Origin of the sequence: Streptomyces sp. NPDC056486 (assembly GCF_042795295.1) — a bacterium.
Taxonomy (GTDB): Bacteria; Actinomycetota; Actinomycetes; order Streptomycetales; family Streptomycetaceae; genus Streptomyces.
In genome coordinates this window covers 1-25,305 of sequence record NZ_JBHTSF010000042.1, presented here as the reverse complement: position 1 = coordinate 25,305, position 25,305 = coordinate 1, and the positions used below count along the sequence as shown (strand labels likewise).

The window sequence follows — 25,305 nt, the reverse complement described above, 5'->3', positions numbered from 1 at the left end:
GTGGCCCACGTCAGGGGCCGATAAGTCGATTGCCCGACCGTGTTTCCCTGTGAGACATTCACTGTTCCTCGCGGCGGCCCATTTCCTCGCCGCCATCTCCTCAAGGAGCCCGTCATGACGCTCGGCACGGTGCCAGGCCTGGTGCTCGGCGACGCCTCCCGCACTTCGACGCGGGAGCCGCACCACCTGATCTGACCGGCCCATGATCTGACCGGCCCGGCCCTGAGCCGCACCTCCCGCTCCTCGTCGAAGTGCTGTTCGTGCCCCTGCACGTTCACTCTCTGAGGAGTACTTGTGTCCGAGACCCGCTGGATCCACTGGATCGACGGCGACGCCGAACACACCGCCCGCTGGCACTCCGAGACCGGAATGCCCGCACCCCGCCGTGTCGTCCCCGCCGACGACCGCATGAACGCGTCCACCGCCCACCGCCTGACCTGCGAAGGCACCGCCCTGCTGTGGCAGGGCGACTACCACCAGGCACGCCAGCTGCTGCGGGCCCTGGGCCGCCGAGTCGACCGCAAGACCTCCGCGGCGCCCACCTCACCGACAGCCGCCTTCCACCTCCAGCGCCGCGCCAGTGGCCACCGGGCCCGCGTGCTCGGCAGGCTCCTCGTGCCGCTGGGCGCTGACCACACGCTCGCCCTGCGCAGGGCGCCGGATGTCCGGGCCGCCTGCGAGGAGGCGTACGGCCCGCCGCCGTCGACGCCCTCGGTGGTCTCGCTGCGGGAGCTGCTCGGTGTGCTCGGCGCGCACCAGTGGCGTACGAAGGGCGTGGACGTGCCCGCGATCGGCGCCCGGATCCACCCGCACTACGGGGTGTTCTCACCGGTCAGGGGCGAGTACGTCGACCTGGTGGCGCGGGCGCCCCTGCCCCGCCCCGCGTCGCACGGCGGATCGGCCTTCGACCTCGGCACCGGCACCGGCGTGCTCGCCGCGGTCCTGGCCCACCGAGGCGTCAGCCATGTCGTGGCCACCGACAACAACCCCCGCGCGGTCGCCTGCGCCCTCGCCAACATGAGCCGCCTCGGCCTGACCCGGCAGGTGGAGGTCACAAGCGGCGGCGAGCTCTTTCCGCCGGGCCGCGCGGGCCTCGTCGTATGTAACCCGCCCTGGCTCCCCGCCAAGCCCAACTCGGCTCTCGAGCAGGGCGTGTACGACCCGGGGGGCGCCATGCTCCACGCCTTCCTGAGGGGCCTGGCCGCGCATCTGCTGCCCGGCGGCGAGGGCTGGCTGATCATGTCGGACCTGGCCGAACATCTGGGCCTGCGCGCTCCCGGCGAACTCCGCGCGGCCATCACGGCGGCGGGCCTCCATGTCGCGGGCCGCCTCGACACCCGGCCGGAGCACCCCCGGGCCGCCGACACCGCGGACCCTCTGCACGCGGCCCGCGCCGCCGAGGTCACGTCACTGTGGCGCCTGACGGCCCAGCCGCCGGAGCGCTCCCCTGCCCCTCCACATCACGCACAAGGTCGATCGCCCGCCCCAGAGTCGTGAGCCGCGCCTCCAGGCTCTCGCCCGCCGGGTAGAAACGGACCGTGTCCACGCCCGCGTCGCGCCACACCCTCAGCCGCTCACGGACCATGTCCTCGGTGCCGATGAGGGTGGTGGCGAGGACCATGTCGTCGGTGATCAGGGCCGCTGCGCCGTCGCGGTCGCCGGACTGCCAACGGGTGTGGACCTCCGCTGCGGTATCGGCCCAACCCTGCCTGCTGTAGGCGTTGTTGTAGTAGTTGGTGGTGGCGGATCCCATGCCGCCCAGGCTGAACGCCAGCTCCTTCTTGCGGGCCGCGACCATCGTGCGCAACGCGTCCTCGTCGTCGGCGAAGGCCACTTCGGCGCCCTGGCAGATGTTCAGGTCGCCACGGGTGCGGCCGGAGGCGGCGAGGCCCGCGTCGATGTGGTCGAAGTAGGCCTCCTTCGCGCCCTCGGGGACGAAGCTGGTGCCGAGCCAGCCGTCGGCGATCTCGCCGGTCAGGCGCAGCATCTTGGGCGAGAGGGTGGCGAGGTAGACGGGCAGTTCGTGCTCGGCGCGCATGGACAGGCACATGGGCTTCGCCTCGCCGCCGGGCAGCGGGATGGTGAACTCCCGTCCCGCGTACGAGATCTTCTCCCCGGTGGCCGCCCGGCGGACGATCTCCACGGTCTCCCGCATCCGGGTGAGCGGCCGCGCGAACGGCACTCCGTGCAGGCCCTCGATCACCTGCGGTCCTGACGGGCCGAGCCCGAGGATGAAGCGGCCTTCGGAGATGTTCGAGAGGGTGATCGCCGCGCGGGCGATGGCCGCCGGGGTCCGGGTGGCGAGCTGGATGATGCCGGAGCCGAGCAGCATGCGTTCGGTGCGCGCGGCCAAGTAGCCGAGCGGCGACGGCGCTTCGGAGCCCCACGCCTCGGCCACCCAGCAGATGTCCATCCCCAGCTTCTCGGCCTCGGTGACGAAGTCGACGGTCTCCCGCCAGTTCGCCCCGGACGCCTCGATGGTCGTCGACGTGCGCATCAGGCGCCCGCCTCCCCGAGGCCGGGAGCGGCACCCTCGGCCAGCTTCTTGATCGCGTCAAGGGTGGCCGCCATGTTCTGCTCGAACTCCCGCATCCGTACGTACACGATCTTCTGCTCCTTCTCCGGCATCCGGTCGATCGCGTACGACAGACCCGAGCGGCCAGGACCCATCCGCATCCACTGGGTCAGCTCGGTGCCGCCGTCGTCCGCCGCCCTGAGGCTGAACCGCCAGACGGCGCTGGGCTGTTCCGGGTCCTCGACCGCCCAGGCGAACACGCGCGGGGCCTCGCACTCGACGACGTACGACGTGGTCTCCCACGCTCCGAACGACGCGTGCTCGCTGCGGCCGACGAACCGGGCGCCGAGCGCGGGCCGGGCCGCCTGGTCCAGCCACTCGACCGACTTGAGTTCCGTGCTCAGCGTGGGCATCAGGCCGATGTCGGAGACGAGCTCCCACACGCGTTCCGGTGACGCGGCGATCCGTGTACACACCTCGGCCGTCGGCCTGTCCGCGTAGCGCGCGCCTGTCCACTCCATCGTGGGTTCGCCTCTCTGCAGTCGTTCCTGAAGTCGTTCCTGTACTCGCTGACCACGAGAGTTGCGTAGATAGACTCACTCGTCAAGGGTGGGACGGCGGTAGCAGGACAGTGGGTTCAGCGGTTGAAGCGGTCCCGGATGTCAGGCCGTTCGGCAAGGCGTGCCGGGTAGCCGGGGCCGAGGCGCGGGTGCGTGTCCGCGGCCGACATCGGCTCCTTGCAGTGGCCGCAGACCACCTCGGCCGCGCCCTCGTGCCCGCAGCTGTCGTGCTCGAAGACGACCGGCGCCCCCTCGTCACCGCTCAGCCAGCGGTTGCCCCAGCTGTTCATCACGGCGAGCACGCCGAAGAAGTCGCGGCCCTTCTCTGTGAGCACGTAGTCGTAACGCACCGGCTCGCTCTGATAGGCGCGCTTCTCCATGAGCCCCTCGTCGACCAGGCGGCGCAGCCGGTCGGTCAGGGTGTTGCGCGCGATGCCCAGCTCCTGCTGGAAGACGTCGAACCGCTTGATCCCGTAGAACGCCTCGCGCAGCACGAGCGGGGTCCACCAGTCGCCCAGCAGGTCCATGGTGCGGGCGATGGAGCAGGGCCAGTCGGCAAAGGAGGTCCGCCTCATGCCGCAAGGATACGAGAAGGGTCCGCGGGTCCCGGTGGGTCTCGGTGGGTCTCGGAACTGGACTCAGCAGACCGCAGCGGGTGAGCGGGTACCGACGCGCGTCCACGTGACGTTCGACGCAAACGCGGCGGCACCGTTGTGGAGCGGCCCGACGGACTGATCCAGTGGCGTCAGTCGCTCACCCGCACAAGCCGGAGGCCCCGTTGCTCTTCACATCAGTCGACGATGTCGCCACGCGACTCGCCGAGACGGGCTATCTGGCCTCGAAGGCCGTCGCCACCACCGTTTTCCTGGCCGACCGCCTGGGCAAACCGCTGCTCGTGGAGGGCCCGGCGGGTGTCGGCAAGACCGAGCTCGCCAAGGCCGTCGCCGAGGTCGCGGACGCGCGCCTGGTCCGGCTCCAGTGCTACGAGGGCGTGGACGAGTCCCGCGCGCTCTACGAGTGGAACCACGCCAAACAGCTCCTGCGCATCACCGCGGGCCGCGACGAGTCGTGGGACGAGACGCGCACGGACATCTTCAGCGAGGAGTTCCTGCTCCCGCGCCCGCTGCTCACCGCCATCCGCGGCAGCGAGCCGAAGGTGCTCCTGATCGACGAGACCGACAAGGCGGACGTCGAGGTCGAGGGCCTTCTCCTCGAAGTCCTGAGCGACTTCCAGGTCACGGTCCCGGAGCTGGGCACCATCACCGCTACGCGCCGCCCCTTCACCGTCCTCACCTCCAACGCGAGCCGCGAGCTCTCCGAGGCACTGCGCCGCCGCTGTCTCTTCCTCCACATCGGTTTCCCCGACGAGGAGTTGGAGCGCCGCATCGTGCGCCTGAAGGTGCCCGGGCTCGACGAGGCGCTCGCCCGGTCCGTCGTGCGCGTGGTCGGCGCGCTGCGCGCGATGGACCTGCGCAAGGTGCCGTCGGTCGCCGAGACCATCGACTGGGCCCGTACGCTGCTCGCCCTGGGCGCCGACTCCCTCGACGAGGACGTCGTACGCGACAGTCTCGGCGTCGTCCTCAAGCACCAGGACGACGTACTGAAGGCGGCGGCCAAGCTGGACCTGGACGCCGTGTGACCGGGGCGACGACCGGGGTTCCGGAGCGAGCCGGGGTTCCTGAGCGTCTGACCGCGCTCGTGCAGGCGCTGCGCTCGCACGGCATCCGGATCGGCACGGGCGAGACGGTGGACGCGGGTCTCGCCCTGGAGGCGCTCGGTCTCACCGACCGGGAGCGGGTACGGGAGGGTCTTGCCGCCGCTCTGCTGCACAGCGTGGGGCAGCGGCCGGTGTTCGATCCCGTCTTCGACCTGTACTTTCCGCGCGCGGTCGGCGCTCCGGACGCGCCGGACGGTTCCGGCTCGGGGCGGGAGTTCGACAGGGACGACCTGCGTGAACGCCTGGCCGCCGCACTCGCCGCCAACGATCAGGCGCTGCTTGCCCAGTTGGCCGCCGAGGCGGTCGACGGCATGGGCGGATACGGAACGCGTCCTGGCTCCGGAGGGACGGGCGGGTCCGGAGGTTCGGACGGGTCGAGCGGGTCGAGCGGGTCAAGTGGTTCGGACGGGTGGTCGTCGCACCAGACGCTGTCCCGGCTCCGCCCGGAGACCCTCCTTGCCCGCATCCTGGCCGGAATCCGCGAGGGAACGGACGAAGCCGACGAAGGCGAGTTCACCGACCGCCTCACCGCCGACGAGATCCGCCGCCGCATCGAGGACTTCCGCGTCGCGGTACGCACCGAAGCGCGCCGCCGGGTCGCCGAGCGGCGCGGCGCGGACGAGATCGCCCGGCGTGCCGTCGCCCCGACCGCCGACCGGGTCGACTTCCTCATCGCGGGCCGCGCCCAGCTCGACGATCTGCGCCGGACGGTCCAGCCGCTTGCCCGCAAACTGGCGACGCGCCTCGCCGCACGCCGCCGCCGCGCCGCACGCGGCCGTATCGACCTGCGCAGGACGCTGCGCGGCTCCCTGTCCACGGGCGGCATCCCGATGCGCCCGGTCCTGCGGCGGCGGCGCCCCGCACGGCCCGAACTGGTCCTCCTGTGCGACGTGTCCGGCTCCGTCGCGGGCTTCGCCAACTTCACGATGCTGCTCGTCCAGGCGCTGCACGACCAGTTCAGCAAGGTGCGGGTCTTCGCCTTCGTCAACCGCGTCGACGAGGTGACCGACCTGATCGCGCGGGGCACGGCGGACCCCGAGGGCCTGGGCAGCCGCATCATCTCCGGAGCTGCGGTCACCGGCTACCACGGCAGCAGCGACTATGGCTCGGCCCTGGGCGAGTTCGCCGAGCGTTACGCGGAGGCGGTCACCTCTCGCTCCACGGTCTTCGTGCTCGGCGACGCCCGCACGAACATGAGCGACCCGAACGTCCCCGCCCTGCGCACCATCGCGTCCCGCGCCCGCCGCGTGTACTGGCTCAACCCGGAGCGCCACGCCCAGTGGCAGACGGGCGACTCGGCGGCCGGCACCTACGCCGAGCTCGTGGAGATGTACGAGTGCCGCAACGCGCGGCAGCTCAGCGCGCTGATCGGGCGGTTGCTGCCGGTCTGACCTGAGGTGCGGCCGACCGTAAGCTGGCCGCCCGGGTGATCGGCGGCAGTGGCGAGGAGGACGGGTGGCAGGCGACGGGCTCAAGGAGGAGATCCGGGCGCGGATCGGCGAGGTGCGGGAAGAGCTCGTCGGGCTCAGCCGGCGGATCCACGCCCATCCGGAGATCGCCTTCGAGGAGCGGCGGGCCGCCGGGTGGTGCGCCGATGTGCTGCGCGGGCACGGGTTCGCGGTGACCGCTCCCGCGTACGGGCTCGATACCGCCTTCGAGGCGACCCTGGGGTCGGGGCCCGTGACGGTCGCGCTTGCCTGCGAGTACGACGCGCTGCCCGGCATGGGGCATGCCTGCGGCCACAATCTGATCGCTGCGGCGGGCGTGGGGGCCGCACTGGGCCTTGCTCCGGTTGTCGATCAACTCGGTCTCACTGTGCGCGTGTTGGGGACTCCCGCCGAGGAGAGCGGCGCCGGGAAGGCGCTCCTTCTCGACGCCGGGGCCTTCGACGGGGTCGACGCGGCGATGATGGTGCACCCGTGCCCGTTCGAGGTGGCCGACTTCCACTCGTACGCGATGGGGGCGCTGTCGGTGACGTACACGGGCAAGTCCGCGCACGCCGCGCTCAATCCGCAGGACGGACGGAACGCGGCCGACGCGCTGACCGTGGCGCAGGTGGCCATCGGACTGCTCCGGCAGCAGCTGCCCGGGGAGTGGAAGGTGCACGGGATCACCACCGGGGCCGGGACCGCGCCCAACGCGATTCCGGAGCGGGCGACCGCCGCGTACGCGCTGCGGACACCGTCCGTGGAGGAACTGCGCGAGCTGCGGGAGCGGGTAGCGGACTGCTTTCGGGCGGGGGCGCTCGCGGCCGGGTGCGCGGTGGAGTTGGAGCAGCCCGCGCCCGACTATCTCGACTTCCGGTCGGACGCCGGTCTCGTCGCGCTGTGGGAGGCGAACGCACGCGCCCTGGGGCGGCCGGAACCGCAGCGGCGCGGGCCCTTCGCGTCCACGGACATGGGCAACGTCTCGCACGTCGTGCCGTCCATCCACCCCGTGCTCGACATCAGCGGGGGCGGCTGCGGCCCGCACCAGCCGGAGTTCGCCGCGGCGGCCGCCACGCCGGTCGCCGAACAGGCCATGGTCGACGGGGCCGTGGGGCTCGCGTGGACGGCAGCGGACTTCGCGGTCAGCCGGGCTTAGCCGCCTTCGCAGGCGTGGCGTCGTCGTGGCGCCCTTTTCGGACGCCGGTCAGCCGGGCTCGGTCGCCTTCGCGGAGGACGTGATGGAGGCCGGGGTGGAGACCGCCGCTTCGGGCGCCTGCCCGGGCAGCTCGGCGGCCGCCCCCTCAAGCCCCTGCTCGGCCGTCGCCTCCGGCGCCCTACCGGGCGCTTTAGCGGTCATCGTCGGTACGACCACCGGGGAGCCGTCGCCCGGCGCCTGGAGGATGTCCGCGTCGATCCCGTACAGCTCCTTGACCAGCTCGGCGGTGACCACGTCGCGGGCCGGGCCGTTCGCGACGATCTTGCCCGCGTTCATGGCGATGACGGTGTCGGCGTAGCGCGCGGCGCTCGCCAGGTCGTGCAGGACCATGACGACGGTGCGGCCCGCGGCGGCCACCTCCCGTACCAGGGCGAGGACTTCGACGGCGTGCCCGAGGTCCAGGGCGCTGGTCGGCTCGTCGAGGAGCACGATCGGCGTCTGTTGTGCGAGGACCATCGCGAGCCAGCACCGCTGCCGCTGGCCACCGGAGAGATGGTCGAGGCGGCGCGTGGCGAGGTCCGTGGTGCCGGTGGCTTCGAGTGCCTCGCGCACAGCGGCCTCGTCCTCGCGCGACCACTGGCGGAACAGGCCTTGGTGGGGATGGCGGCCGTAGCGGACGAGTCCGGCGACCGTGACCGCCTCGGGGGCCTGCGGGGACTGGGCGAGCAGCGCGATGCGGTGGGCGGCGCGGCGCTGGGTGAGCCGCCACACGTCCTCGTCTCCTGCGCACACCGTGCCCGAACTCGGCTTGTGGAGCCGGGAGATGGAGCGAAGCAGCGTCGACTTGCCGCAGCCGTTGGGGCCGACGATGGCGGCGACCTGTCCGCTGGGGATGGTCAGGTCGACGCCGTCCACGGCAGCCGTGTGGCCGGGGTAGCCGGAGGTGAGCGCCTCGACGGTCAGTTGCACGGGGGTCAGGCCTTTCCGGTCTGCTCGGAGTTCTTGCCGAAGAGGACCCAGAGGAGGAAGGGTCCGCCGAGGACGCTGGTGATGACGCCTACCGGGATCTCCACGGGGGCGACGACGCGGCCCAGTGCGTCGGCGGCGCCCACGAGGGCGGCGCCGACCAGGGCCGAGCCGATGACCGGGACGCGGGTCGGGCCGCTGAGCCGGGTGGCGACGACGGGTGCGGCGAGCGCGACGAACGCGATCGGTCCTCCGATGCCGACGGCCACGCCGGACAGGGCGACGGCGAGCGCGAGGGTCACGGCGCGGACGCGGCGCACGTTGACGCCGAGGGTGGCCGCCATGTCGTCGTCGAACCGCAGGAGTTGGAGGCGGCTGCCCGCGACGAGGGAGAGCGGGACGAGGACGAGCAGGATGAGCGAGAGGGGCGTGCCGACGCTCCAGTCACGGCCGCTGAGCGAGCCGACGGTCCAGAGGAAGACGCCGCCCGCGGTGTTGTCGTTCTCGCGAGACATGACGAGGTCGGTGACCGCGCCGATGACGGTGGAGACGCCGATGCCGACGACGAGGATGCGGTATCCCCCGCTGCCCGCGCCGCCCGCACAGGCGACGACGACCATGGCCGCCGCGGCGGCGCCGAGCGGCCCGAGCCACCAGCCGCCGATCATGCCGGTGGACGAGCCGACGACGGAGGCGACGACGGCAGCGGTGGCGCCTTCGTTGACGCCGATGATGTCGGGGGTGGCGAGCCTGTTGCCCGCGAGCGTCTGGGTCAGGCACCCGGCGACACCGAGCGCGGCGCCGACCATGAGCCCCACGGCGATCCGCGGGAGCCGGAAGTCCTGCACCAGCATGACGGTGGCGGAGTCGCCGGTTCCGAGCAGTCCGGAGAGGCTGTCGGAGAAGCTCATCCCGGTGGAGCTCGCGAAGGTGGCGAACGAGACGACGACCCCGATCACCAGCGTGATCCCGACTGCGGCGAGCGCGCTGCGGTAGGGGAAGAGCCAGGAGAAGGTCCCGACGCGGACGGCCGTGGAGTCGGGCGGCGTGATGTCGACCCGGGGCGTGTTCACCGTCCCCGGAACCTGATCCTCCGGTATCTCCTGGGTACTCACGCGGCGACCCCCGCCGTGGACATCCGCTGCGAACGTGCGATCCAGATCAGCAAAGGGCCTCCGATGAAGGCGAGAAGGACGCTCACCGGGGTCTCCCAGGGGCGGATCACGATCCTGGCGAGGAGGTCGGCGGCGATCATCACGTTCGCGCCGACCAGCGCGGAGAGCACCAACTGGCCCGCCATCCGGGGTCCTGTGACGGCCCGTGCGGCGTACGGGGCAAGCAGGCCGAGGAAGGCGATGGGTCCTGCGAGAGCGACCGCCGACCCCGCGAGCAGGGTCACCGCCGCCGCGACGATCAGGCGGATCCGCCCCGGGTGGTGGCCGAGCGAGCGTGCGCTGTCGTCACCGAGCGCGAGGGCGGAGAGCGGGCGTACGCAGCAGAAGGCGATCAGGAGGCCGACCGCGATCAGCGGGATCAAGGGGTACGTCTCCGACGTCTTGATGCCCGCGAGCGAACCGATGGTCCAGTAGCGGTAGGTGTCGAAGGTCGACTGGGTGCCGAGCAGCACGTACGACGTCATGCCGTGGAACGTCGCACCGAGCGCCGATCCGGCGAGGACGAGCCGCAGCGGCGAGCCCGCGGCCCGCCCGGACGCGGCGAGCAGAAGGACCACCGCGCTCGCGGCCATGCCGCCGACCAGGGCCCACACCAACACGCCGTAGGCCGACGTCACTTCGAAGTAGGTGAGGCCGATGACGACACCGAGGGCCGCACCCGAGTTGACCCCGAGGAGGCCCGTCTCGGCGAGCGGGTTGCGCGTGACGGCCTGCAGGAGGCAGCCCGCCGCGCCGAGGGCGACACCGACCAGGGCGCCGGCGAGCGTACGCGGAAGGCGTACGTCCATGACGGCGAGCCGGATCTGGGCGTCGGCCCGCGCGGACGGGTCCCCGGTGAGGAAGTCCCAGGCGCGGCCCATCGGCGTCGACCCGGACCCGACAAGGAGCGAGAGCAGGCCGAGCAGCAGGAGCAGGACAACGAGGACGGCGGCCGCCCACAGCGTGGGGCGATGCGTCTTCGCCAAGCCCGGTATCGGAGGTCTGGATCCGGACGTTGGACCCCTGCCCTCTTGCGCAACCAACATGAAGTTAGCCTAACCTAACCTTGACCTGGAGCCCTGAGTCGGGGCGTCGGCGAACTCCCCGTTTCTGCAGGGGTAATTCGTCATGCCCCGACACGGCCAGGGATGACCCTTATGTCCGGACTGACCCCCGGACTCAGAAGCATGGAGATCACGGACATGTCCTCGAACCACACCCCGCGTACCCGGCTGACCGCGGTTGCGGCCCTTACTCTGGCCTCCGCTCTCGCCCTCTCCGCCTGCGGTTCCGACTCGTCCGACGACTCCGGCTCCAGCGAAAAGGGCAAAAACGCCGCGAAGAATGTCACGGTCACCGACGCCTCAGGCGCGGAGGTGAAGGTTCCGGCCAATCCCAAGAAGGTCATCGCGCTGAGCGAGATGGACCTTGACTCCTCCCTCGCCCTGAAGGTCAAGCCCGTCGGCCTCTCCGCGGGCCGCGGCCAGAAGGGCGCCCCCGGATATCTGGCCGACCAGGCCAAGGACATCCCGGTCGTGGGCGCGGTCACGGGACCCGACCTCGAGAAGGTCCTGCAGGCCAAGCCGGACGTCATCCTCGCGGGACAGCTCGCCGACCAGCAGGTGCTCAAGCAGCTCAAGGCGATAGCCCCGACGGTCGTCACGATCGACAGAACCAAGGACTGGAAGAAGTCCCTTGAGATCACCGGCGAGGTGCTCGGCAAGTCCAACGAGGCGAACGCGTTCCTCAAGGACTACGACACCAAGGCCGCCGCGGTGAAGAAGAACCTCGGCGACAACGCGGGCGCGAGCGTCTCCGTGGCGCGCTACTCCGCCAAGGGCACCGCCGTCATGCAGCAGGGCGTGTTCATCTCCGACGTCCTGAAGGACCTCGGCTTCAAGCGGCCCGGCATCCAGAACAAGAAGGGCGAGGGTCACTCGACGCCGCTCAGCGACGAGGACCTGAAGCAGATCGACGCCGACTGGCTGTTCATCGGCACCCTCGCCTCCGCAGGTCCGGACGCCGATCTCTTCAAGGAGCTGAAGGGCAAGGCCGCGTACAAGCAGCTCGACGCGGTCAAGAAGGACCACACCACCGAGATCGACGGTTCGAAGTGGACCAGCCTCGGCGGTGCTCAGGCCGCCGTCTCCGTCCTCGAGGACGTCGAGAAGGCGATGGGCAAGTGACCTCCGGCATAACCGACCTGGAGCTCGCAGGGCGGGTGGCCCTGGTCACCGGCGCGGGCCGGGGCATCGGACAGGCCGTGGCCCGCGCACTCGCCGAGCGCGGCGCGCGGGTCGTGGCCGCCGACTGGTCGCCCGACGTCAAGGAGCAGGACGTCACGGTGCGGACGGAGGGCGGCCGCATCACCGGCATGGTCCTCGACGTCACCGACGCGGCAGCCGTGGACGCGGCGTTCGAGGAAATCGAGCGCACCGTGGGTCCGTTGGACATCCTCGTCAATGTGGCGGGCATCCTGCGGCCCGCCCCGGTCGTCGAACTCACCGACACCGACTGGGCGGAGACCTTCGCCGTCAACACGAACGGCGTCTTCCACACCTCGCGTGCCGCGGCCCGCCGCATGACCTTGCGGGGCAAGGGATCCATCGTGACGGTCGGCTCTAACGCCGCCGGAGTCCCCCGCACCCAGATGGCCGCGTACGCCGCGTCCAAAGCCGCCGCCACGATGTTCACCAAATGTCTGGGTCTTGAGGTCGCCCGCGACGGCGTGCGCTGCAACGTCGTGTCGCCGGGCTCCACCCACACCGACATGCAGCGGCAGCTGTGGACGGACGATCACGAGCAGGCCGCCGCCCGTGTCATCGAGGGCGACTCCGCCTCGTACCGGGTCGGTATTCCGCTCGGCCGGATCGCCGACCCCTCCGACATCGCCGACGCGGTCGCCTTCCTGGTCTCCGACCGGGCCCGGCACATCACCCTGCACGACCTGTACGTGGACGGCGGCGCCACCCTGCGCGCCTGAAAGCCGCGCCGCCCTCCCCTACTTGACGAGGAGTCACCCGTGACACCCCCCAACGACGTGGTCGCACTCGACGCCCCCACCACCCCCGGGGCCGTCGGCGCGGCAACCGCGCTGCTCGACGCCTACCGACCCGGCGACACCCGGTTCTTCGCGTCGCCCACCCGCACCCTCCTCGCCCACGGCACGGCCGCCGAAGTACCGCACGACGAACGGCCGTTGACGGAGCGGGTCGCCGCCACCCTCGACGCGCAGCGGCGCGCGGGCAACCAGGCCCCGGTCGTGGTGGGCTCCATCCCCTTCGACCCCACCGCGCCCGCCGTGCTCGCCGTGCCCGAAGCGGCCCGCTGGGCACCCGCGCTGCGCACCGACCCGCTCGTCGCGCTGCCCACCCCGCCGCCCGTCACGGCCGGTGGCTGGCAGGTGCGCGAGGTGCCTTCGGGCGCGGAGTACGCCGCTTCGGTCGAGGCCGCCGTGGCGCGCATGAAGAGCGGCGAGTTCGACAAGGTCGTCCTCGCCCGCACCCTGGAGCTGTCCACGGACAGCCCGCTCGACCTGCCCGCCATGCTCCAGCGCCTGGCACGGCGTGACCCGCGCGGCTACTCCTTCGCCGTGCCCACGGGCGCGGGCCGCACCCTCCTGGGCGCAAGCCCGGAGCTGCTCGTCTCCCGGCACGGAACCCGCCTGACCGCCAACCCTCTGGCCGGTTCGACGCCCCGCTCGTCGGACCTCGCCGAGGACGTGCGCCGGGCCGCCGCGCTGCTCGAATCGGCGAAGGACCTGCACGAGCACGCCGTGGTCGTGGACGCCGTACACAAGGCCCTCGGCCCGTTCTGCACCGACCTCGATGTGCCGGAGCGGCCCACCCTGGTCCGCACCGCCACCATGTGGCACCTGTCGACGACCGTGACCGGCGAGCTCGCCGACCCGGCCACCTCCGCCCTGGAGTTGGCCACCGCCCTGCACCCGACTCCGGCTGTCTGCGGTACCCCTACCGGGCACGCCCGTGACGTGATCGGCGAGCTTGAGCCTTTCGGCCGCGGGCACTACACCGGCATGGTCGGATGGAGCGACGCGCGCGGCGACGGCGAGTGGGTCGTCACGATCCGCTGCGCGGAGGCCGAGGAGACGGAGGTCGGCGGCGGACAGCTGCGGCTCTTCGCGGGCGCGGGTGTAGTGGCCGACTCCTCGCCGGATGCCGAACGCGCCGAGACGGGCGCCAAGTTCCGTACGTTCCTGGATGCGGTGGGGGTCGACCGATGACGACGACTGACAGTCACAGGGCAGACACCCACAGGGCAGACATCCACGGGGCGGACAGCCGCAGGGACGCGCCCCGCATCCCCGAGGTCTTCGCCGAGCGGTATCGCGCCGCCGGGTACTGGCGCGGCGAGACGTTCGGCGGCATGCTCCGCGAGCGCGCCGACGCGCACCCCGCCCGAGTCGCGATCACCGACGGGGACCGGACCTGGACGTACGGCGAACTCGACGTACGTGCGGACCAGTTGGCCGCAGGGTTCGCCGCCCGCGGCATCACCAAGGGTGACCGGGTCGTCGTCCAGCTGCCGAACGTCGCCGAGTTCTTCGAGGTGATCTTCGCGCTCTTCCGGATCGGCGCCCTGCCGGTCTTCGCGCTGCCCGCGCACCGGGAGACGGAGATCCACTACTTCTGCGAGTTCACCGAGGCCGTCGCCTACGTCATCCCGGACCGGGTCGGCGGCTTCGACCACCGTGACCTCGCCTCGAAGGTCCGCGCCGAAGTACCCACGCTGCGCGACGTGTTCGTGGTGGGCGACCCCGGCGAGCACACGGCGCTTTCCGACGTGCCGTGCGAGCCGACCCCGGTCGACGGGCCTGCGCCGTCCGACCTCGCCTTCCTCCAGCTGTCGGGCGGCAGTACCGGCGTACCCAAGCTGATCCCCCGCACCCACGACGACTACATGTACTCGCTGTGGGGCTCGAACGAGATCTGCGGTGTGACGGAGGACTCCGTCTTCCTCGTGGCGCTGCCCGCTGCCCACAACTTCCCGCTCTCGTCGCCCGGTTCGCTGGGGGTGTTCTACGCGGGCGGCCGTGTCGTGATGTGCCCGCAGCCCGACCCGGACACCGCGTTCCCCCTCATCGAGCGGGAGCGGGTGACGATCACCGGTCTCGTCCCGCCGCTCGCCCTGGTGTGGACGGACGCGGGGCGCTCCACCCCGTACGACATCTCCAGCCTGGAGGTGCTCCTCGTGGGCGGCGCGAAGTTCAGCGAGTCGGCGGCGCGCCGGGTCGCACCGGCGCTGGGCTGCACACTCCAGCAGGTATTCGGGATGGCCGAGGGTCTGGTCAACTACACGCGCCTTGACGACCCGACCGAGACCATCGTCACCACGCAGGGCCGTCCGATCTCCCCGGACGACGAGATCCGCATCGTCGACGACCTCGACCAGGAGGTGCCGGACGGCGAGGCGGGCCACCTCCTGACCCGCGGCCCGTACACCATCCGCGGTTACTGGCGCGCCCCCGAGCACAACGACCGCTCGTTCACCGCCGACGGCTTCTACCGCACCGGCGACATCGTGAGCCGCACCCCCACCGGGCATCTGGTGGTGGAGGGCAGGGCGAAGGACCAGATCAACCGCGGCGGCGAGAAGATCGCGCCGGAGGAGGTCGAGAACATCATTCTCGCCCACCCCCACGTCCATGACGTGTCGGTCGTCGCCGTGCCCGACGAGTACCTCGGCGAGCGGACCCTCGCGTACGTGATCCTGCGCGCGGACGCCGAACCGCTGAAGCCCGTCGTCATCAAGAAGTTCGTACGGGAGCGCGGTCTCGCCGCGTACAAGGTGCCCGACCGGGTCGAGTTCGTGACCGTCTTCCCGCAGACCGGCATCGGCAAGATCAGCAAGAAGGACCAGCGGTCGACCGCCGCCGCTCCGGGCACCTGACCGCCGCTCCGGGCAGCTGACCCCTGCCCGGCAGGCAGCCCCGATCCACCCAGCTTTCCTGAATTCCCCGAAAGGCCCCCACCATGGCGCTCCCCGCCGTCACGCCGTACGCGATGCCCTCGTCCGAGGAACTGCCCGACAACCGGGTCGCGTGGACCATCGACCCGCAGCGGGCGGTGCTGCTCGTCCATGACCTGCAGAACCACTTCCTGACCGCTTACACCCCCGACACGTCACCGGCCACTGAACTACTCGCCAATGTCGGAGAGTTGGCGAAGGCGGCCCGTGCGTCCGGGGTCCCCGTCCTGTACTCGGCGCAGCCGGGCGGCCAGTCGCCGGCCGAGCGCGGCCTCCAGCAGGACTTCTGGGGTCCCGGCCTTCCCGACGACGAGTACGCGAAGGCGATCGCGGGCCCGGTCGCACCGGAGCCCGGCGACACCGTGCTCACGAAGTGGAAGTACAGCGCGTACGTCCGTACCGACCTCGATGAGCGCATGCGCGAGGCGGGCCGCGACCAGATCGTCATCGTCGGCGTGTACGCGCACATCGGCGTCCTGATGACGGCCTGCGACGCGTGGATGCGTGACGTGCAGGCGTTCGTCGTCGCGGACGCGGTGGCCGACTTCTCCCGCGAGGACCACGACATGGCGCTGCGCTACGCGGCAGGACGGTGCGCGGTCGTCACCACCACCGACACGGTTCTGAAGGGGATCTGACATGGCGCTCAGCGTGGAACTCATACGGGCCGACGTGGCCGACGTCCTCGGCGAGGACCCGGCCGACATCCCCCTCGACGAGAACCTCGTCGACTACGGCCTCGACTCGGTGCGCATCATGTCGCTCATCGAGCGCTGGCGCCGCGAGCACGACATCACCGCGACCTTCGTGGACCTGGCCGAGCAGCCCGCCATCGAGGCCTGGGCGCCGATTCTGGGAGCCTCGGCATGAGGCTCACCGCTGCCCAGTCGGGCATGTGGTTCGCGCAGGCGCTCGACCCCGGAAGCCCGGCCCAGAACACGGCCGAGTGCCTGGAGATCCACGGTCCCATCGATCCGTCGGTGTTCGCGCGGACGCTGCGTCAGGTGGTTTCCGAGGCCGATGCCCTGCGCGTACGGATCATCGAAGGGTCCGAAGGGCCGAGCCAGTTGGAGGTCTCCGATCCGACGCTGCCGCTGAAGGTGCGCGATCTGCGCGCCGCGTCCGACCCGGACGCCGAGGCGCAGGCGTGGATGCGCGAGGACCTGGCCACGCCGTTCGACCTGGCGGCCGGGCCGCTGTTCGCGCACGCGCTGTTCCGCGTAGGCGACGAGCGCTGGCTGTGGTACCAGCGGGTGCACCACATCGTGATGGACGGCTTCGGCTACTCGCTGCTCGCGCGTCGCACCGCCGAGGTCTACACCGCGCTCGCCGCGGGTGAGGCACCGGGGGAAAGCCCCTTCGGGCGGCTTGCGGACCTGGTCGCCGAGGACACCGCGTACCGCGCGTCGGAGACGTTCGAGACCGACCGCCGCCACTGGGACGGCGCCTTCGCCGACCGTCCCGACGCCCCCAACCTGGCCGGGCGCACCGCGCTGCCGTCCCGCACCTTCCACCGCCGCAGCGCCCGCCTCTCCCCCGAGGCGACTTCCCGGCTGCGGGAGTCCGCGTCCTCGATGCGGGCGACCTGGCCTGAGGTGCTTATCGCCGCGCAGGCGCTCTACGTCTCGCGGGCCACCGGCTCCGCCGAAGTGGTGCTCGGCCTGCCGATGATGGGCCGCATGGGTTCGGTGGCGCTTCGCGTGCCCGGCATGGTGATGAACGTCCTTCCGCTGCGGCTCACCGTGACCCCGCAGGCGACGTTCGCCGAGCTGACCCGGCAGGTGGTGCTCGGCATCCGTGCCGCCCGCCGCCACCAGCGCTACCGCTACGAGGACATCCGCCGCGACCTGGGCCTCCTCGGCGACGGCCGGTCCCTGGTCGGGCCACTGATCAACGTCATGCCGTTCGACTACGGCCTGACCTTCGCGGGCGCCCGCACCGACGCCCACAACCTGTCGGCGGGCCCGGTCGACGACCTCACGGTCAACGTCTACGACCGCGCCGACGGCAGCGGCCTGCGCATCGACTACGACGGCAATCCCGCCCTCTACGAGCCGGAGGAACTCGGCGCCCACCAGGCGAGGTTCATGGAGCTCCTGGAACGCATCGCGGAGGCAGGACCGCACACCCCGCTGGCCGAGCACACGATCGCCCGCCGGGCCGAACTCACCCTGGTGGTCGACGAGTTCAACGCCACCGCCCGGCCAGTGCCGCCCACCACGTTGATCGGCCCGGTCGAGGCGCAGGCGGTCCGCACCCCGGACGCCACCGCTCTGGTCTTCGGCGACCAGGAGCTGACGTACGCCGAGCTGAACGCCCGCGCCAACCGGCTCGCCCACCATCTCATCGAGATCGGCGTAGGTCCGGGCGCGCTCGCGGCGGTCGCCGTGCCCCGCTCGCTCGACCTGGTGATCACGCTCCTCGCCGTACTCAAGGCGGGCGGCGCCTATCTGCCCCTGGACCCGGACTATCCGGCGGACCGTCTCGCGTACATGCTGGACGACGCGGGACCGGCCTGCGTGATCGCCGACCGCGCCGACCGGGTGCCCGCATCGGGCGTCCCGCTCGTCGCCCTCGACCGCCTGGACACGACGCCGTACGGCTCGTACGACCCGCCGCGCGCGCTCACCCCGCACCATGCCGCTTACGTCATCTACACGTCCGGTTCGACAGGTCGCCCCAAGGGTGTCGTCGTGCCGCACTCGGCGATCGACAACCGGCTGCGCTGGATGCAGGCCCAGTACGAACTCCACGCCGGTGACCGGGTGTTGCAGAAGACGCCGTCCGGGTTCGACGTGTCGGTGTGGGAGTTCTTCTGGGCGCTGCGGGTGGGCGCGACGCTCGTCGTCGCCGAGCCCGGCGGCCACAAGGACCCTGCGTACCTCGCGCGCGTCATCCGCGAACAGGACGTCACCGTCTGCCACTTCGTGCCGTCGATGCTCCAGGTGTTCCTGTCGGAACCTGCCGCGGCGGAATGCGTGGGACTGCGGCACGTCTTCTGCAGCGGAGAGGCACTGCCGCGCGAGACGGTGCGGGAGTTCGGGCGCGTGCTCGACGGCGTACCGCTGCACAATCTGTACGGTCCGACCGAGGCCGCCGTCGACGTCACGTACCACCCGTGCGCCACCGACGCGACGGGCCCCGTACCGATCGGCAAGCCCGTCTGGAACACACGCCTGTATGTTCTGGACGCTGCGCTCCAGCCGTGCCCGCCCGGCATCCAGGGCGAGCTGTACCTGGCGGGGACGCAACTGGCAGCCGAGTACCTGGGGCGGCCCGAACTGACCGCGTCCCGTTTCGTCGCCGACCCCTACGGCCCGTCCGGCACCCGCATGTACCGCACGGGTGACCTGGCGCGCTGGACCGAGCACGGCGAGATCGAGTACCTGGGCCGCACCGACCACCAGGTGAAGCTGCGCGGCCTGCGCATAGAACTGGGCGAGATCGAGGCCGAGTTGGCCGCCGATCCGGCGGTGGGCGCGGCCAGCGTCCTGGTCCGCGAGGACCGGCCGGGCGACCAGCGGCTCGTCGGGTACGTGACGTCGTCCGACTCCGACACCGGAGCCGACCCCGACCCCGATCCCGAGGAGCTGCGCGCCCGGCTCGCCCGCACACTGCCCGACTACATGGTGCCGGGCGCGATCCTCGTCCTCGACGAATTGCCGCTCAGCCCGAACGGCAAGCTGGACCGGCGCGCCCTGCCCGCCCCCGCCTTCGAGGGCTCGGGCGACGGCGGCCGGGTGCCGAGCGGCCACCGCGAGGAGACGCTCACCCGGCTCTTCGCCGAGATCCTCGGTGTGCCCCAACTCGGCGTGGAGGACGCCTTCTTCGACCTCGGCGGCACCTCACTCCTGGCGGCCCGCCTTGTCTCCAGGGTCCGCGACACGCTGGGCGCCGAGCTCACCATCGGCACGCTCTTCCAGGCGCAGACCCCGGCGGCGCTCGCCGCCCACCTGGACGCGGACCACAGCGAGGCCGACCACGCCCTGGACGTGCTGCTCGCCCTGCGCGCGGGCGGCGACCGCACTCCGCTGTTCACCTTCCACCCGGCGGGCGGCATCAGCTGGTGCTACTCGGGGCTGCTCTCGCGGCTCGACCCGGGTCAGCCGGTGTACGGCCTCCAGGCGCGCGGCCTGCACGGCTCGCACGACGACGGTGAACTCCCGGCCACCATGGAGGAGATGGCAGCCGAGTACGTCGACGCGCTGCGCGCCGTGCGGCCGCACGGACCCTACCGGCTGCTCGGCTGGTCGGTGGGCGGCGTCCTTGCCCATACTGTCGCCGTTCTGCTCCAAGAGGCGGGCGAGGAGGTCGAGTTGCTCGCACTGCTCGACGCCTACCCGTCCGACCAGTGGCGTGACGCCGCGGTCCCCGCGGAGGCGGACGCCCTGAAGGCGCTCCTGCGGATGGCCGGGTACGACCTGACGGACGAGCTGACCCGCGAGGACGTCCTCGCCACCCTGCAGCGCGAGGGCAGCGCCCTGGCAGGCCTTCCCGACCGGACACTGTCGGCGGTCATCGACATCGTGATCAACAACGCGCGCCTGATGCGCGAGCACGAGCACCGCCCCTTCGATGGCGACGCCCTGTTCTTCACGGCCGCAGCGCCACGCGCCGAGGACTGGCTGACGAGGGAGGCCTGGGCGCCGTACGTCAGTGGTGTGATCGGCAACCACGACGTGGACTGCCTGCATCCGGAGCTGACGCAGCCGCGCCGCCTCGACGAGGTCTGTGCCGTCCTCGCCACCCGCCTCAAGGAGCTGGACCACGCATGACGACCACGCCCGGCCCTTTCGACCCGGTCGACACCGACTCCGGCTCCGACACCGAGCCGACCCATCTGATCCTGGAGAACGCGCTCGGCGAGTACTCCCTGTGGCCGGTCTTCCGCCGCGCGCCCGATGGCTGGACCGCGGTGTACGGCCCGGAGACGTACGGCCGTTGTGTGGCCCGCCTCCAGGATCCGCCCGCGTGACGGAGATCCGGCTCGTCCGCCCGGCCCCGCTCGACGTGTCGCTCCTCGACGCCGAAGAGCGGCGCCGGGCGGCGGCGTTGCGGCGCCCGGCGGACCAGGAGCTGTACGCGGCGGTGCACTCGGAGCTGCGCCGCGTTCTCGGCGCGTACCTGCGTGTCGATCCGGCGGCGGTGGAGCTTGTGCGGCTGCCGTGCCCGCTGTGCGGCGGCCCGCACGGCCGCCCCGCCGTGGCCGCAGGTGCGGGCCCGCACTTCTCCCTCTCGCACACGGACGGGCTCGCGCTGCTCGCCTTCGCGGACCGGCCGGTCGGCGCCGATGTGGAAAAGCTGCAGCGCGCGGACGTGACGGCCGACGTGGCGGCTTCCCTGCACCCCCGCGAACAGGCAGAACTGGCCGAACTCCCGGCCACGGAACGCCCCTTGGCCTTCACCCGCTGCTGGACCCGCAAGGAGGCATGCCTCAAGGGAACGGGCGAGGGGCTCGCGGGCGACGGGATGGCCTCGCTCCTTGTGGGAACGGGCCCCACGCCGCTCGCCGTCCAGGGCTGGAGTGTGCGGGACGTGGCCGTCCCCGAGGGCTACGCGGCGGCGGTCTGCGTCGCGGACTGATCGCCGAGCAGCCCCACGAGCCCGTCCGCGAGCTCGGTGCGCCAGCACAAGTAGTCGTGCCCGCCGTTGAACTCGCGGTACACGGTGTCGTCGTACCCCTTCTCCCGCAAGGTGGCACGCAGCCTGCGCATGGCGGGCAGCGCGACCCACTCCTGCTCACCGGCCGAGAGCCAGAACCGCACGGGCAGCTTCTCGCTCGCGGCGATGCGCCCGGTCAGCCACTCGGAGCGTTCCAGGTCGGGTCCGTCGGGCCACCAGAAGGAACCCGACTGCGCAAGGACGCGGCCGAACCGTCCCGGGGCGATCACGGCGGCGTACGCGGCGGTGAGACCGCCGAGGCTCTGGCCCGCGACGACGGTCCGCGCGGGATCGCCGGTCAGGGACAGCCGCTCGCCCGCCCAGGGCAGCAGCTCGGTCTCCAGGAACCGGACGAACCGCTCGTTGCAGGCGAGCTCTTCCCAGCGCTGATCGGCACTCAGGGACTCGGGCAGCAGGGCGACCAGGGGCGGGATGCGGCCGTCGGCGATGAGGTTGTCGAGGAGGGCGGCGACATCCAGGCCCGGCTGCCACATCTCGCCGTCCATGAGCACCAGGACGGGCAGGTCGCGCCCGCCTCCCGGCGGCTCATACAGGTGCACCTGCCGTTCGTTGCCGAGCAGTTCGCTGCGGACGGTGTGCGCGCTGACGGTGCCGTGCGCGATGCCGTCGCGGCGCTGCCAGTCGTCGCCCGTCGGCGCCTGCGGAAGCTCGATGTACGAGACCGGTTCGCCGCCCCAACGCGGGGCGAGCGTGAGCGGGTTGAGCGGATCAGTCCGCTGCTGCTGCCGCAACCAGGGCCAGTACGTGGCGTCTTCCGCCCGCGGCCCTTCCCCCTCGTCCACACACAGGCTGTAGGTCGCACGCCAGTCCGCGCGCATCCGGACCGACCAGTGCCAGATGTCCGTCCCCGGCACCCGCTCCATCAGGTTGGGCGCCATGTCACGGGGGTCGACGATCTTGTTCGGCAGCACGAGGACGGCGCGGGTCGCGTCCGTGCCGCGCCACAGGAAGGTGACCACCCGATGTCCGTCGTCGCCCTGCGGATCGGGCTCGACGACCGGCGACCCGCCCGCCGCCCGCACCTCACCCCAGAAGTCGCCACGCTCCACGCCCCGCTCCACGGCCCGGGCCACCCACGCGCTGTCCGCCCGCTCGACGGGCTGCGGCCTCGGGATGCGGGGCGGCCGACGGGTCGCCCCGTCGGGAGGAGCGGTGAGCGGCATGAGGGAGCCTCCAGGGGTTCACTACGTACACATATAGCTAAGGGTGACCTTACTTGAGCCGGTCGCCCCTGGGACGACCAGGGCAGGACCGCCTCCTCCTGCCCCGACCCACCGGTACATTGCCGCCTATGTCGATACCGAATCCCCAGCCCAACCAGCCCAACCAGCCCAATCCGTACCAGCAGAACCCGAATCCCTACCAGCAGCCCCCGGGCGCGGTCCCGCCCCAGCCCTCGCCTCAGCCTTACGGCCAGCCGCCGGGCCCGTACGGTCAGCAGCCGGGCCCCTATGGCCAGCCGCCCGCCCCGCCCGCGCCCCCGGCAGGTCCGCGCAAGCCCACGCCGGGCTGGGTGTGGGGAATAGGCGGCGTCGTGGTCGCGTCGGCGCTGTGGGCGGGGGCGCTCTTCGCCACCGGCAACCTCGGCTCCGACGGCGGCGACGACGTGAAGGCGGACCTCGCCGGATACCAGTACAAGAAGAACCTCTGCGACGTCTCCCCGCTGGACGCCTTCAAGAAGAAGTACGAGCTCGATACGGACTCCACCGCGACCACCCATTACGGCTCGCAGCAGAAGGGGTTCGACCAGAGCTACTGCAGCCGCCAGCTCAAGGACCCGGAAGCGGACAAGGACACCTATACGAGCATCTACGTCTACTCCACGGCCCGCTGGCACAAGGCGACCGACCCCGCGGGCGAGTTCGCGTCGGAGCAGAAGGCGTACGAGGACCAGTCGCAGAAGACGTACGGCTACAAGACCAAGGCCGTGAGCGGCATCGGCGACGAGGCATACCTGGTGACCGAGACGAGCGGCACGGGCAAGGACTCCCTCAACGGCATGACGCTCGCCGTGCGCGAGGGCTGGTTCACCATCGAAATGCGCTGGAGCTTCTACGGCGGCGGCCCGGACGACAAGGTGGAGCCGCCGACCGCGTCGGAGGTCGAGGAGATGCTCATGTCCGACACGCGCGCGGAGATGGACGGGCTCAAGAAGTCCTGAAGGCCTGAAGTTTTGAAGGCCTGAAGTTTTGAAGGCCTGAAGTTTTGAACTCAAGTTCAGGACGTCCTGAACTCAGCGCGAGGGCGGTGCTGGGCGGACGAGGCCCGACTGGTAGGCGATGACGACCAGTTGGGCGCGGTCGCGGGCGTCGAGCTTGGTCATGGCGCGCTGGACGTGGGTACGCACGGTCAGCGGGCTGACGAAGAGCACGTCGGCGATCTCGGCGTTGGACTTCCCCTCGGCGGCCAGGGCCATCACCTCCCGCTCGCGGGCGGTGAGCGCGGTGAGGCGTTCGGGCGGCGCCAGGTGGCCGCCGGGGTCCGGGGTGGCGAGGAAGCGGGTGATGAGGGCGCGGGTGGCCGACGGTGAGAGCAGGGAATCGCCCGCGACCACCGTGCGGATCCCGCCGAGGAGTTCGTCGACGCCCACGTCCTTGCCGAGGAATCCGCTCGCGCCCGCGCGCAGGGCCCGGGCGACGTACTCGTCCGTCTCGAAGGTCGTGAGGATGAGGACGCGGGTGGCTGCCAGGTCCGGGTCCGCACAGATCGTGGCGGTGGCGGCGAGGCCGTCGGTGCCGGGCATGCGGATGTCCATGAGAACGAGGTCGGGGCGGTGGGTCCGGGTGAGGGCCACGGCTTCCTCGCCGTCGGTGGCCTCGGCGACCACCTCCATGTCCTCGCAGGAGTCGATCAGGATGCGGAAGGTCGCCCTGAGGAGGGCCTGGTCGTCGGCGAGCAGGACGCGGATGGTCATGGGGTGCGGTTCTCCTCCGGGGGCCGGGGGTGCGACGGCAGTTCGGCGGTGACTTCGAAGCCGCCTTCGGGGCGGTGACCGGTGTGCAGGTGACCGCCGACGGAGTGGGCGCGTTCTCGCATACCGATGAGGCCGAACCCGTGGCCGGGAGCGGTGCGGACCGTGTGGTGTCCGTCGTCGGTGATTCTGAGGGTCAGGTCGCCTTCGGGGGCATAGGAGAGGTGGACGTACGCCGTCTTCGTGTGGGCGTGCTTGCTGACGTTGGTGAGCGCTTCCTGCACGATCCGGAATGCTGTCAGATCGACTGCCGCCGAGAGCTCCCGCGGCTCGCCATGCGTGGTGACGGTGACCGTGAGCCCGGTGGACGCGAACGATGCGGTGAGGTCGTCGAGCCGTGCGAGTCCGGGCGACGGTTCTAGTTCCGGAGAGCTCTCGGCATCGTTCGCCTGGCGCAGCAGCCCGACGGTGGCTTTGAGTTCGCGCAGCGCGGTCGCGGTGGTACCCGTCAGCTCAGTGAGGATCTGCCGCGCCTGGTCGGGGTGGGTGCGGGCGAGGTGAGCCGCCGTACCGGCCTGGGCGTTGGCCAGGGTCAGGTGGTGGGCGACGACGTCGTGCAACTCGCGGGCGATGCGCATGCGTTCGGCGTGCGCGGCACGGGACTGCAGGGCCGCCAGGTAGGCGCGGCGCAGTTGGACGCCGCTGCCGAACATGGCCGACAGCAGAATCCAGGCTATGGGGTTGAGCGTCTTGAGCAGCAGCGAGTGGTTGACGGGGTCCGCGAACAGGGCCGTGGCCCCCACAAGCACCGCGACGCTGAGCGTGTAGCGGCGGGTGGTCTTCCGGTCGGCTCCGGCGGCCAGCCAGTAGAGCGCCGACATGACCGGGCCGAGGAGCAGGGGCGTGAGCAGGAAGCCCATCGCGCTCGTGCCCATGGCGCAGACCGTGGTCACCGCGACAACGGTGCGGGGACGACCGCGCTGCCACAGCAGGGCTGCGCACGCGACGGCCGAGATCAGTACGCCGGCCCACCACGCGGGCCGGTCGGAAGGGGCGGTGGTGCTGAGGATGCTGCCGGAGAAGGAGACGCCGAACAGCAGGATGGCCAGGGCCGCGTCGCTGGCTCGGGGGTGGGTCTCCAAGTAGCGCTGCCATCTGGTGAGCATGGAGTTCTCCGATCAGGGTGCTTGAGCCATGGTCCGTGACAGGGCCGCCCCACGGACGCAGGG

General features: G+C 71.5%; 23 protein-coding genes. 14 read left to right on the top strand and 9 right to left on the bottom strand.

What is annotated here, in order from left to right:
* Positions 1 to 294 precede the first annotated feature (294 nt).
* Positions 295 to 1,497, top strand: coding sequence for a methyltransferase (locus tag ACFQ7F_RS18750; RefSeq protein ID WP_383271672.1), 1,203 nt, complete (start codon positions 295 to 297; stop codon positions 1,495 to 1,497).
* Here the strand turns inward: ACFQ7F_RS18750 and ACFQ7F_RS18745 are convergent.
* The 3 genes from ACFQ7F_RS18745 to ACFQ7F_RS18735 all read right to left on the bottom strand — a co-directional run bounded on the left by ACFQ7F_RS18745 (position 1,403) and on the right by ACFQ7F_RS18735 (position 3,650).
* Complete coding sequence (locus ACFQ7F_RS18745; protein ID WP_383271670.1) at positions 1,403 to 2,497, bottom strand: LLM class flavin-dependent oxidoreductase; 1,095 nt, start codon at positions 2,495 to 2,497, stop codon at positions 1,403 to 1,405. The genes ACFQ7F_RS18750 and ACFQ7F_RS18745 overlap by 95 nt on opposite strands.
* The gene (locus tag ACFQ7F_RS18740; RefSeq protein WP_383271668.1) at positions 2,497 to 3,036 is read right to left on the bottom strand and encodes an SRPBCC family protein; all 540 of its coding nucleotides are present in this window, start codon (positions 3,034 to 3,036) and stop codon (positions 2,497 to 2,499) included. The genes ACFQ7F_RS18745 and ACFQ7F_RS18740 overlap by 1 nt, the downstream gene beginning before the upstream one ends.
* Positions 3,037 to 3,152: 116 nt before the next feature.
* Positions 3,153 to 3,650 (bottom strand): winged helix-turn-helix transcriptional regulator, encoded by a 498-nt coding sequence (locus ACFQ7F_RS18735; RefSeq protein WP_383271666.1) that lies wholly within the window; start codon positions 3,648 to 3,650, stop codon positions 3,153 to 3,155.
* Between the two features lie 203 nt (positions 3,651 to 3,853).
* On the opposite strand from ACFQ7F_RS18735, the gene ACFQ7F_RS18730 reads away from it, so the two are divergent.
* The 3 genes from ACFQ7F_RS18730 (at position 3,854) to ACFQ7F_RS18720 (ending at position 7,375) form a co-directional block, all read left to right on the top strand.
* Positions 3,854 to 4,714 carry an AAA family ATPase gene (locus ACFQ7F_RS18730; RefSeq protein WP_383271664.1) on the top strand — a complete coding sequence of 287 codons (861 nt, stop codon included), beginning with the start codon at positions 3,854 to 3,856 and terminating at the stop codon, positions 4,712 to 4,714.
* On the top strand, positions 4,711 to 6,183 hold the full coding sequence (locus ACFQ7F_RS18725; protein ID WP_383271662.1) for a VWA domain-containing protein: 1,473 nt from the start codon (positions 4,711 to 4,713) through the stop codon (positions 6,181 to 6,183). The genes ACFQ7F_RS18730 and ACFQ7F_RS18725 overlap by 4 nt, the downstream gene beginning before the upstream one ends.
* A gap of 64 nt (positions 6,184 to 6,247) precedes the next feature.
* Positions 6,248 to 7,375, top strand: coding sequence for a M20 family metallopeptidase (locus ACFQ7F_RS18720; RefSeq protein WP_383271660.1), 1,128 nt, complete (start codon positions 6,248 to 6,250; stop codon positions 7,373 to 7,375).
* Positions 7,376 to 7,423: 48 nt separating this feature from the next.
* On the opposite strand, the gene ACFQ7F_RS18715 is transcribed toward ACFQ7F_RS18720, so the two are convergent.
* From ACFQ7F_RS18715 to ACFQ7F_RS18705, 3 genes are read right to left on the bottom strand one after another with little or no spacing between them, the layout of a single operon-like run.
* Positions 7,424 to 8,344, bottom strand: a complete 921-nt coding sequence (locus ACFQ7F_RS18715) for an ABC transporter ATP-binding protein (RefSeq protein ID WP_383271658.1) — start codon at positions 8,342 to 8,344, stop codon at positions 7,424 to 7,426.
* A gap of 5 nt (positions 8,345 to 8,349) precedes the next feature.
* Entirely contained in the window at positions 8,350 to 9,456 is a 1,107-nt protein-coding gene (locus tag ACFQ7F_RS18710) for a FecCD family ABC transporter permease (RefSeq protein ID WP_383271656.1), read from the bottom strand.
* Positions 9,453 to 10,541, bottom strand: a complete 1,089-nt coding sequence (locus ACFQ7F_RS18705) for a FecCD family ABC transporter permease (RefSeq protein ID WP_383271654.1) — start codon at positions 10,539 to 10,541, stop codon at positions 9,453 to 9,455. The genes ACFQ7F_RS18710 and ACFQ7F_RS18705 overlap by 4 nt, the downstream gene beginning before the upstream one ends.
* Before the next feature lie 156 nt (positions 10,542 to 10,697).
* Between ACFQ7F_RS18705 and ACFQ7F_RS18700 the strand changes: the two genes are divergently transcribed.
* The 9 genes from ACFQ7F_RS18700 (at position 10,698) to ACFQ7F_RS18660 (ending at position 21,066) form a co-directional block, all read left to right on the top strand.
* Complete coding sequence (locus ACFQ7F_RS18700; protein ID WP_383271652.1) at positions 10,698 to 11,681, top strand: ABC transporter substrate-binding protein; 984 nt, start codon at positions 10,698 to 10,700, stop codon at positions 11,679 to 11,681.
* Positions 11,678 to 12,478, top strand: coding sequence for a 2,3-dihydro-2,3-dihydroxybenzoate dehydrogenase (locus ACFQ7F_RS18695; RefSeq protein WP_383271650.1), 801 nt, complete (start codon positions 11,678 to 11,680; stop codon positions 12,476 to 12,478). The genes ACFQ7F_RS18700 and ACFQ7F_RS18695 overlap by 4 nt, the downstream gene beginning before the upstream one ends.
* Before the next feature lie 39 nt (positions 12,479 to 12,517).
* A complete protein-coding gene (gene dhbC, locus ACFQ7F_RS18690) occupies positions 12,518 to 13,738 on the top strand; it encodes an isochorismate synthase DhbC (protein ID WP_383271648.1) in 1,221 nt (406 codons plus the stop codon).
* Positions 13,735 to 15,405 carry a (2,3-dihydroxybenzoyl)adenylate synthase gene (locus tag ACFQ7F_RS18685; RefSeq protein ID WP_383271646.1) on the top strand — a complete coding sequence of 557 codons (1,671 nt, stop codon included), beginning with the start codon at positions 13,735 to 13,737 and terminating at the stop codon, positions 15,403 to 15,405. The genes dhbC and ACFQ7F_RS18685 overlap by 4 nt, the downstream gene beginning before the upstream one ends.
* 83 nt (positions 15,406 to 15,488) lie before the next feature.
* Positions 15,489 to 16,121 carry an isochorismatase family protein gene (locus ACFQ7F_RS18680; RefSeq protein WP_383271644.1) on the top strand — a complete coding sequence of 211 codons (633 nt, stop codon included), beginning with the start codon at positions 15,489 to 15,491 and terminating at the stop codon, positions 16,119 to 16,121.
* Between the two features lies 1 nt (position 16,122).
* Positions 16,123 to 16,353: a phosphopantetheine-binding protein gene (locus ACFQ7F_RS18675; RefSeq protein ID WP_383271642.1), complete on the top strand. Its 231-nt coding sequence runs from the start codon at positions 16,123 to 16,125 to the stop codon at positions 16,351 to 16,353.
* Positions 16,350 to 20,258: an amino acid adenylation domain-containing protein gene (locus ACFQ7F_RS18670; RefSeq protein ID WP_383271640.1), complete on the top strand. Its 3,909-nt coding sequence runs from the start codon at positions 16,350 to 16,352 to the stop codon at positions 20,256 to 20,258. The genes ACFQ7F_RS18675 and ACFQ7F_RS18670 overlap by 4 nt, the downstream gene beginning before the upstream one ends.
* Entirely contained in the window at positions 20,255 to 20,458 is a 204-nt protein-coding gene (locus tag ACFQ7F_RS18665) for an MbtH family NRPS accessory protein (RefSeq protein ID WP_383271638.1), read from the top strand. Before ACFQ7F_RS18670 ends, ACFQ7F_RS18665 begins: the two co-directional genes overlap by 4 nt.
* Positions 20,455 to 21,066: a 4'-phosphopantetheinyl transferase family protein gene (locus tag ACFQ7F_RS18660; RefSeq protein WP_383271636.1), complete on the top strand. Its 612-nt coding sequence runs from the start codon at positions 20,455 to 20,457 to the stop codon at positions 21,064 to 21,066. The genes ACFQ7F_RS18665 and ACFQ7F_RS18660 overlap by 4 nt, the downstream gene beginning before the upstream one ends.
* Here ACFQ7F_RS18660 and fes read toward each other — a convergent pair.
* Positions 21,036 to 22,328 (bottom strand): enterochelin esterase, encoded by a 1,293-nt coding sequence (gene fes, locus ACFQ7F_RS18655; RefSeq protein ID WP_383271634.1) that lies wholly within the window; start codon positions 22,326 to 22,328, stop codon positions 21,036 to 21,038. The genes ACFQ7F_RS18660 and fes overlap by 31 nt on opposite strands.
* A gap of 128 nt (positions 22,329 to 22,456) precedes the next feature.
* Between fes and ACFQ7F_RS18650 the strand changes: the two genes are divergently transcribed.
* Positions 22,457 to 23,326, top strand: a complete 870-nt coding sequence (locus ACFQ7F_RS18650) for a hypothetical protein (RefSeq protein WP_383271632.1) — start codon at positions 22,457 to 22,459, stop codon at positions 23,324 to 23,326.
* A 72-nt stretch (positions 23,327 to 23,398) separates the two neighbouring features.
* On the opposite strand, the gene ACFQ7F_RS18645 is transcribed toward ACFQ7F_RS18650, so the two are convergent.
* Both ACFQ7F_RS18645 and ACFQ7F_RS18640 read right to left on the bottom strand, forming a co-directional pair.
* Positions 23,399 to 24,079, bottom strand: a complete 681-nt coding sequence (locus tag ACFQ7F_RS18645; protein ID WP_383271630.1) for a response regulator — start codon at positions 24,077 to 24,079, stop codon at positions 23,399 to 23,401.
* Positions 24,076 to 25,242: a sensor histidine kinase gene (locus ACFQ7F_RS18640; RefSeq protein WP_383271628.1), complete on the bottom strand. Its 1,167-nt coding sequence runs from the start codon at positions 25,240 to 25,242 to the stop codon at positions 24,076 to 24,078. Before ACFQ7F_RS18640 ends, ACFQ7F_RS18645 begins: the two co-directional genes overlap by 4 nt.
* Between the last annotated feature and the right edge of the window lie 63 nt (positions 25,243 to 25,305).

Coding starts and splice junctions, on each gene's coding strand:
- ACFQ7F_RS18700 (WP_383271652.1), top strand. CDS start 10,698: ATGTCCTCGAACCACACCCCGCGTACCCGGCTGACCGCGGTTGCGGCC.
- ACFQ7F_RS18680 (WP_383271644.1), top strand. CDS start 15,489: ATGGCGCTCCCCGCCGTCACGCCGTACGCGATGCCCTCGTCCGAGGAA.
- fes (WP_383271634.1), bottom strand. CDS start 22,328: ATGCCGCTCACCGCTCCTCCCGACGGGGCGACCCGTCGGCCGCCCCGC.
- ACFQ7F_RS18685 (WP_383271646.1), top strand. CDS start 13,735: ATGACGACGACTGACAGTCACAGGGCAGACACCCACAGGGCAGACATC.
- ACFQ7F_RS18640 (WP_383271628.1), bottom strand. CDS start 25,242: ATGCTCACCAGATGGCAGCGCTACTTGGAGACCCACCCCCGAGCCAGC.
- ACFQ7F_RS18645 (WP_383271630.1), bottom strand. CDS start 24,079: ATGACCATCCGCGTCCTGCTCGCCGACGACCAGGCCCTCCTCAGGGCG.
- ACFQ7F_RS18735 (WP_383271666.1), bottom strand. CDS start 3,650: ATGAGGCGGACCTCCTTTGCCGACTGGCCCTGCTCCATCGCCCGCACC.
- ACFQ7F_RS18670 (WP_383271640.1), top strand. CDS start 16,350: ATGAGGCTCACCGCTGCCCAGTCGGGCATGTGGTTCGCGCAGGCGCTC.
- ACFQ7F_RS18740 (WP_383271668.1), bottom strand. CDS start 3,036: ATGGAGTGGACAGGCGCGCGCTACGCGGACAGGCCGACGGCCGAGGTG.
- ACFQ7F_RS18665 (WP_383271638.1), top strand. CDS start 20,255: ATGACGACCACGCCCGGCCCTTTCGACCCGGTCGACACCGACTCCGGC.
- ACFQ7F_RS18675 (WP_383271642.1), top strand. CDS start 16,123: ATGGCGCTCAGCGTGGAACTCATACGGGCCGACGTGGCCGACGTCCTC.
- ACFQ7F_RS18705 (WP_383271654.1), bottom strand. CDS start 10,541: ATGTTGGTTGCGCAAGAGGGCAGGGGTCCAACGTCCGGATCCAGACCT.
- ACFQ7F_RS18650 (WP_383271632.1), top strand. CDS start 22,457: ATGTCGATACCGAATCCCCAGCCCAACCAGCCCAACCAGCCCAATCCG.
- ACFQ7F_RS18745 (WP_383271670.1), bottom strand. CDS start 2,497: ATGCGCACGTCGACGACCATCGAGGCGTCCGGGGCGAACTGGCGGGAG.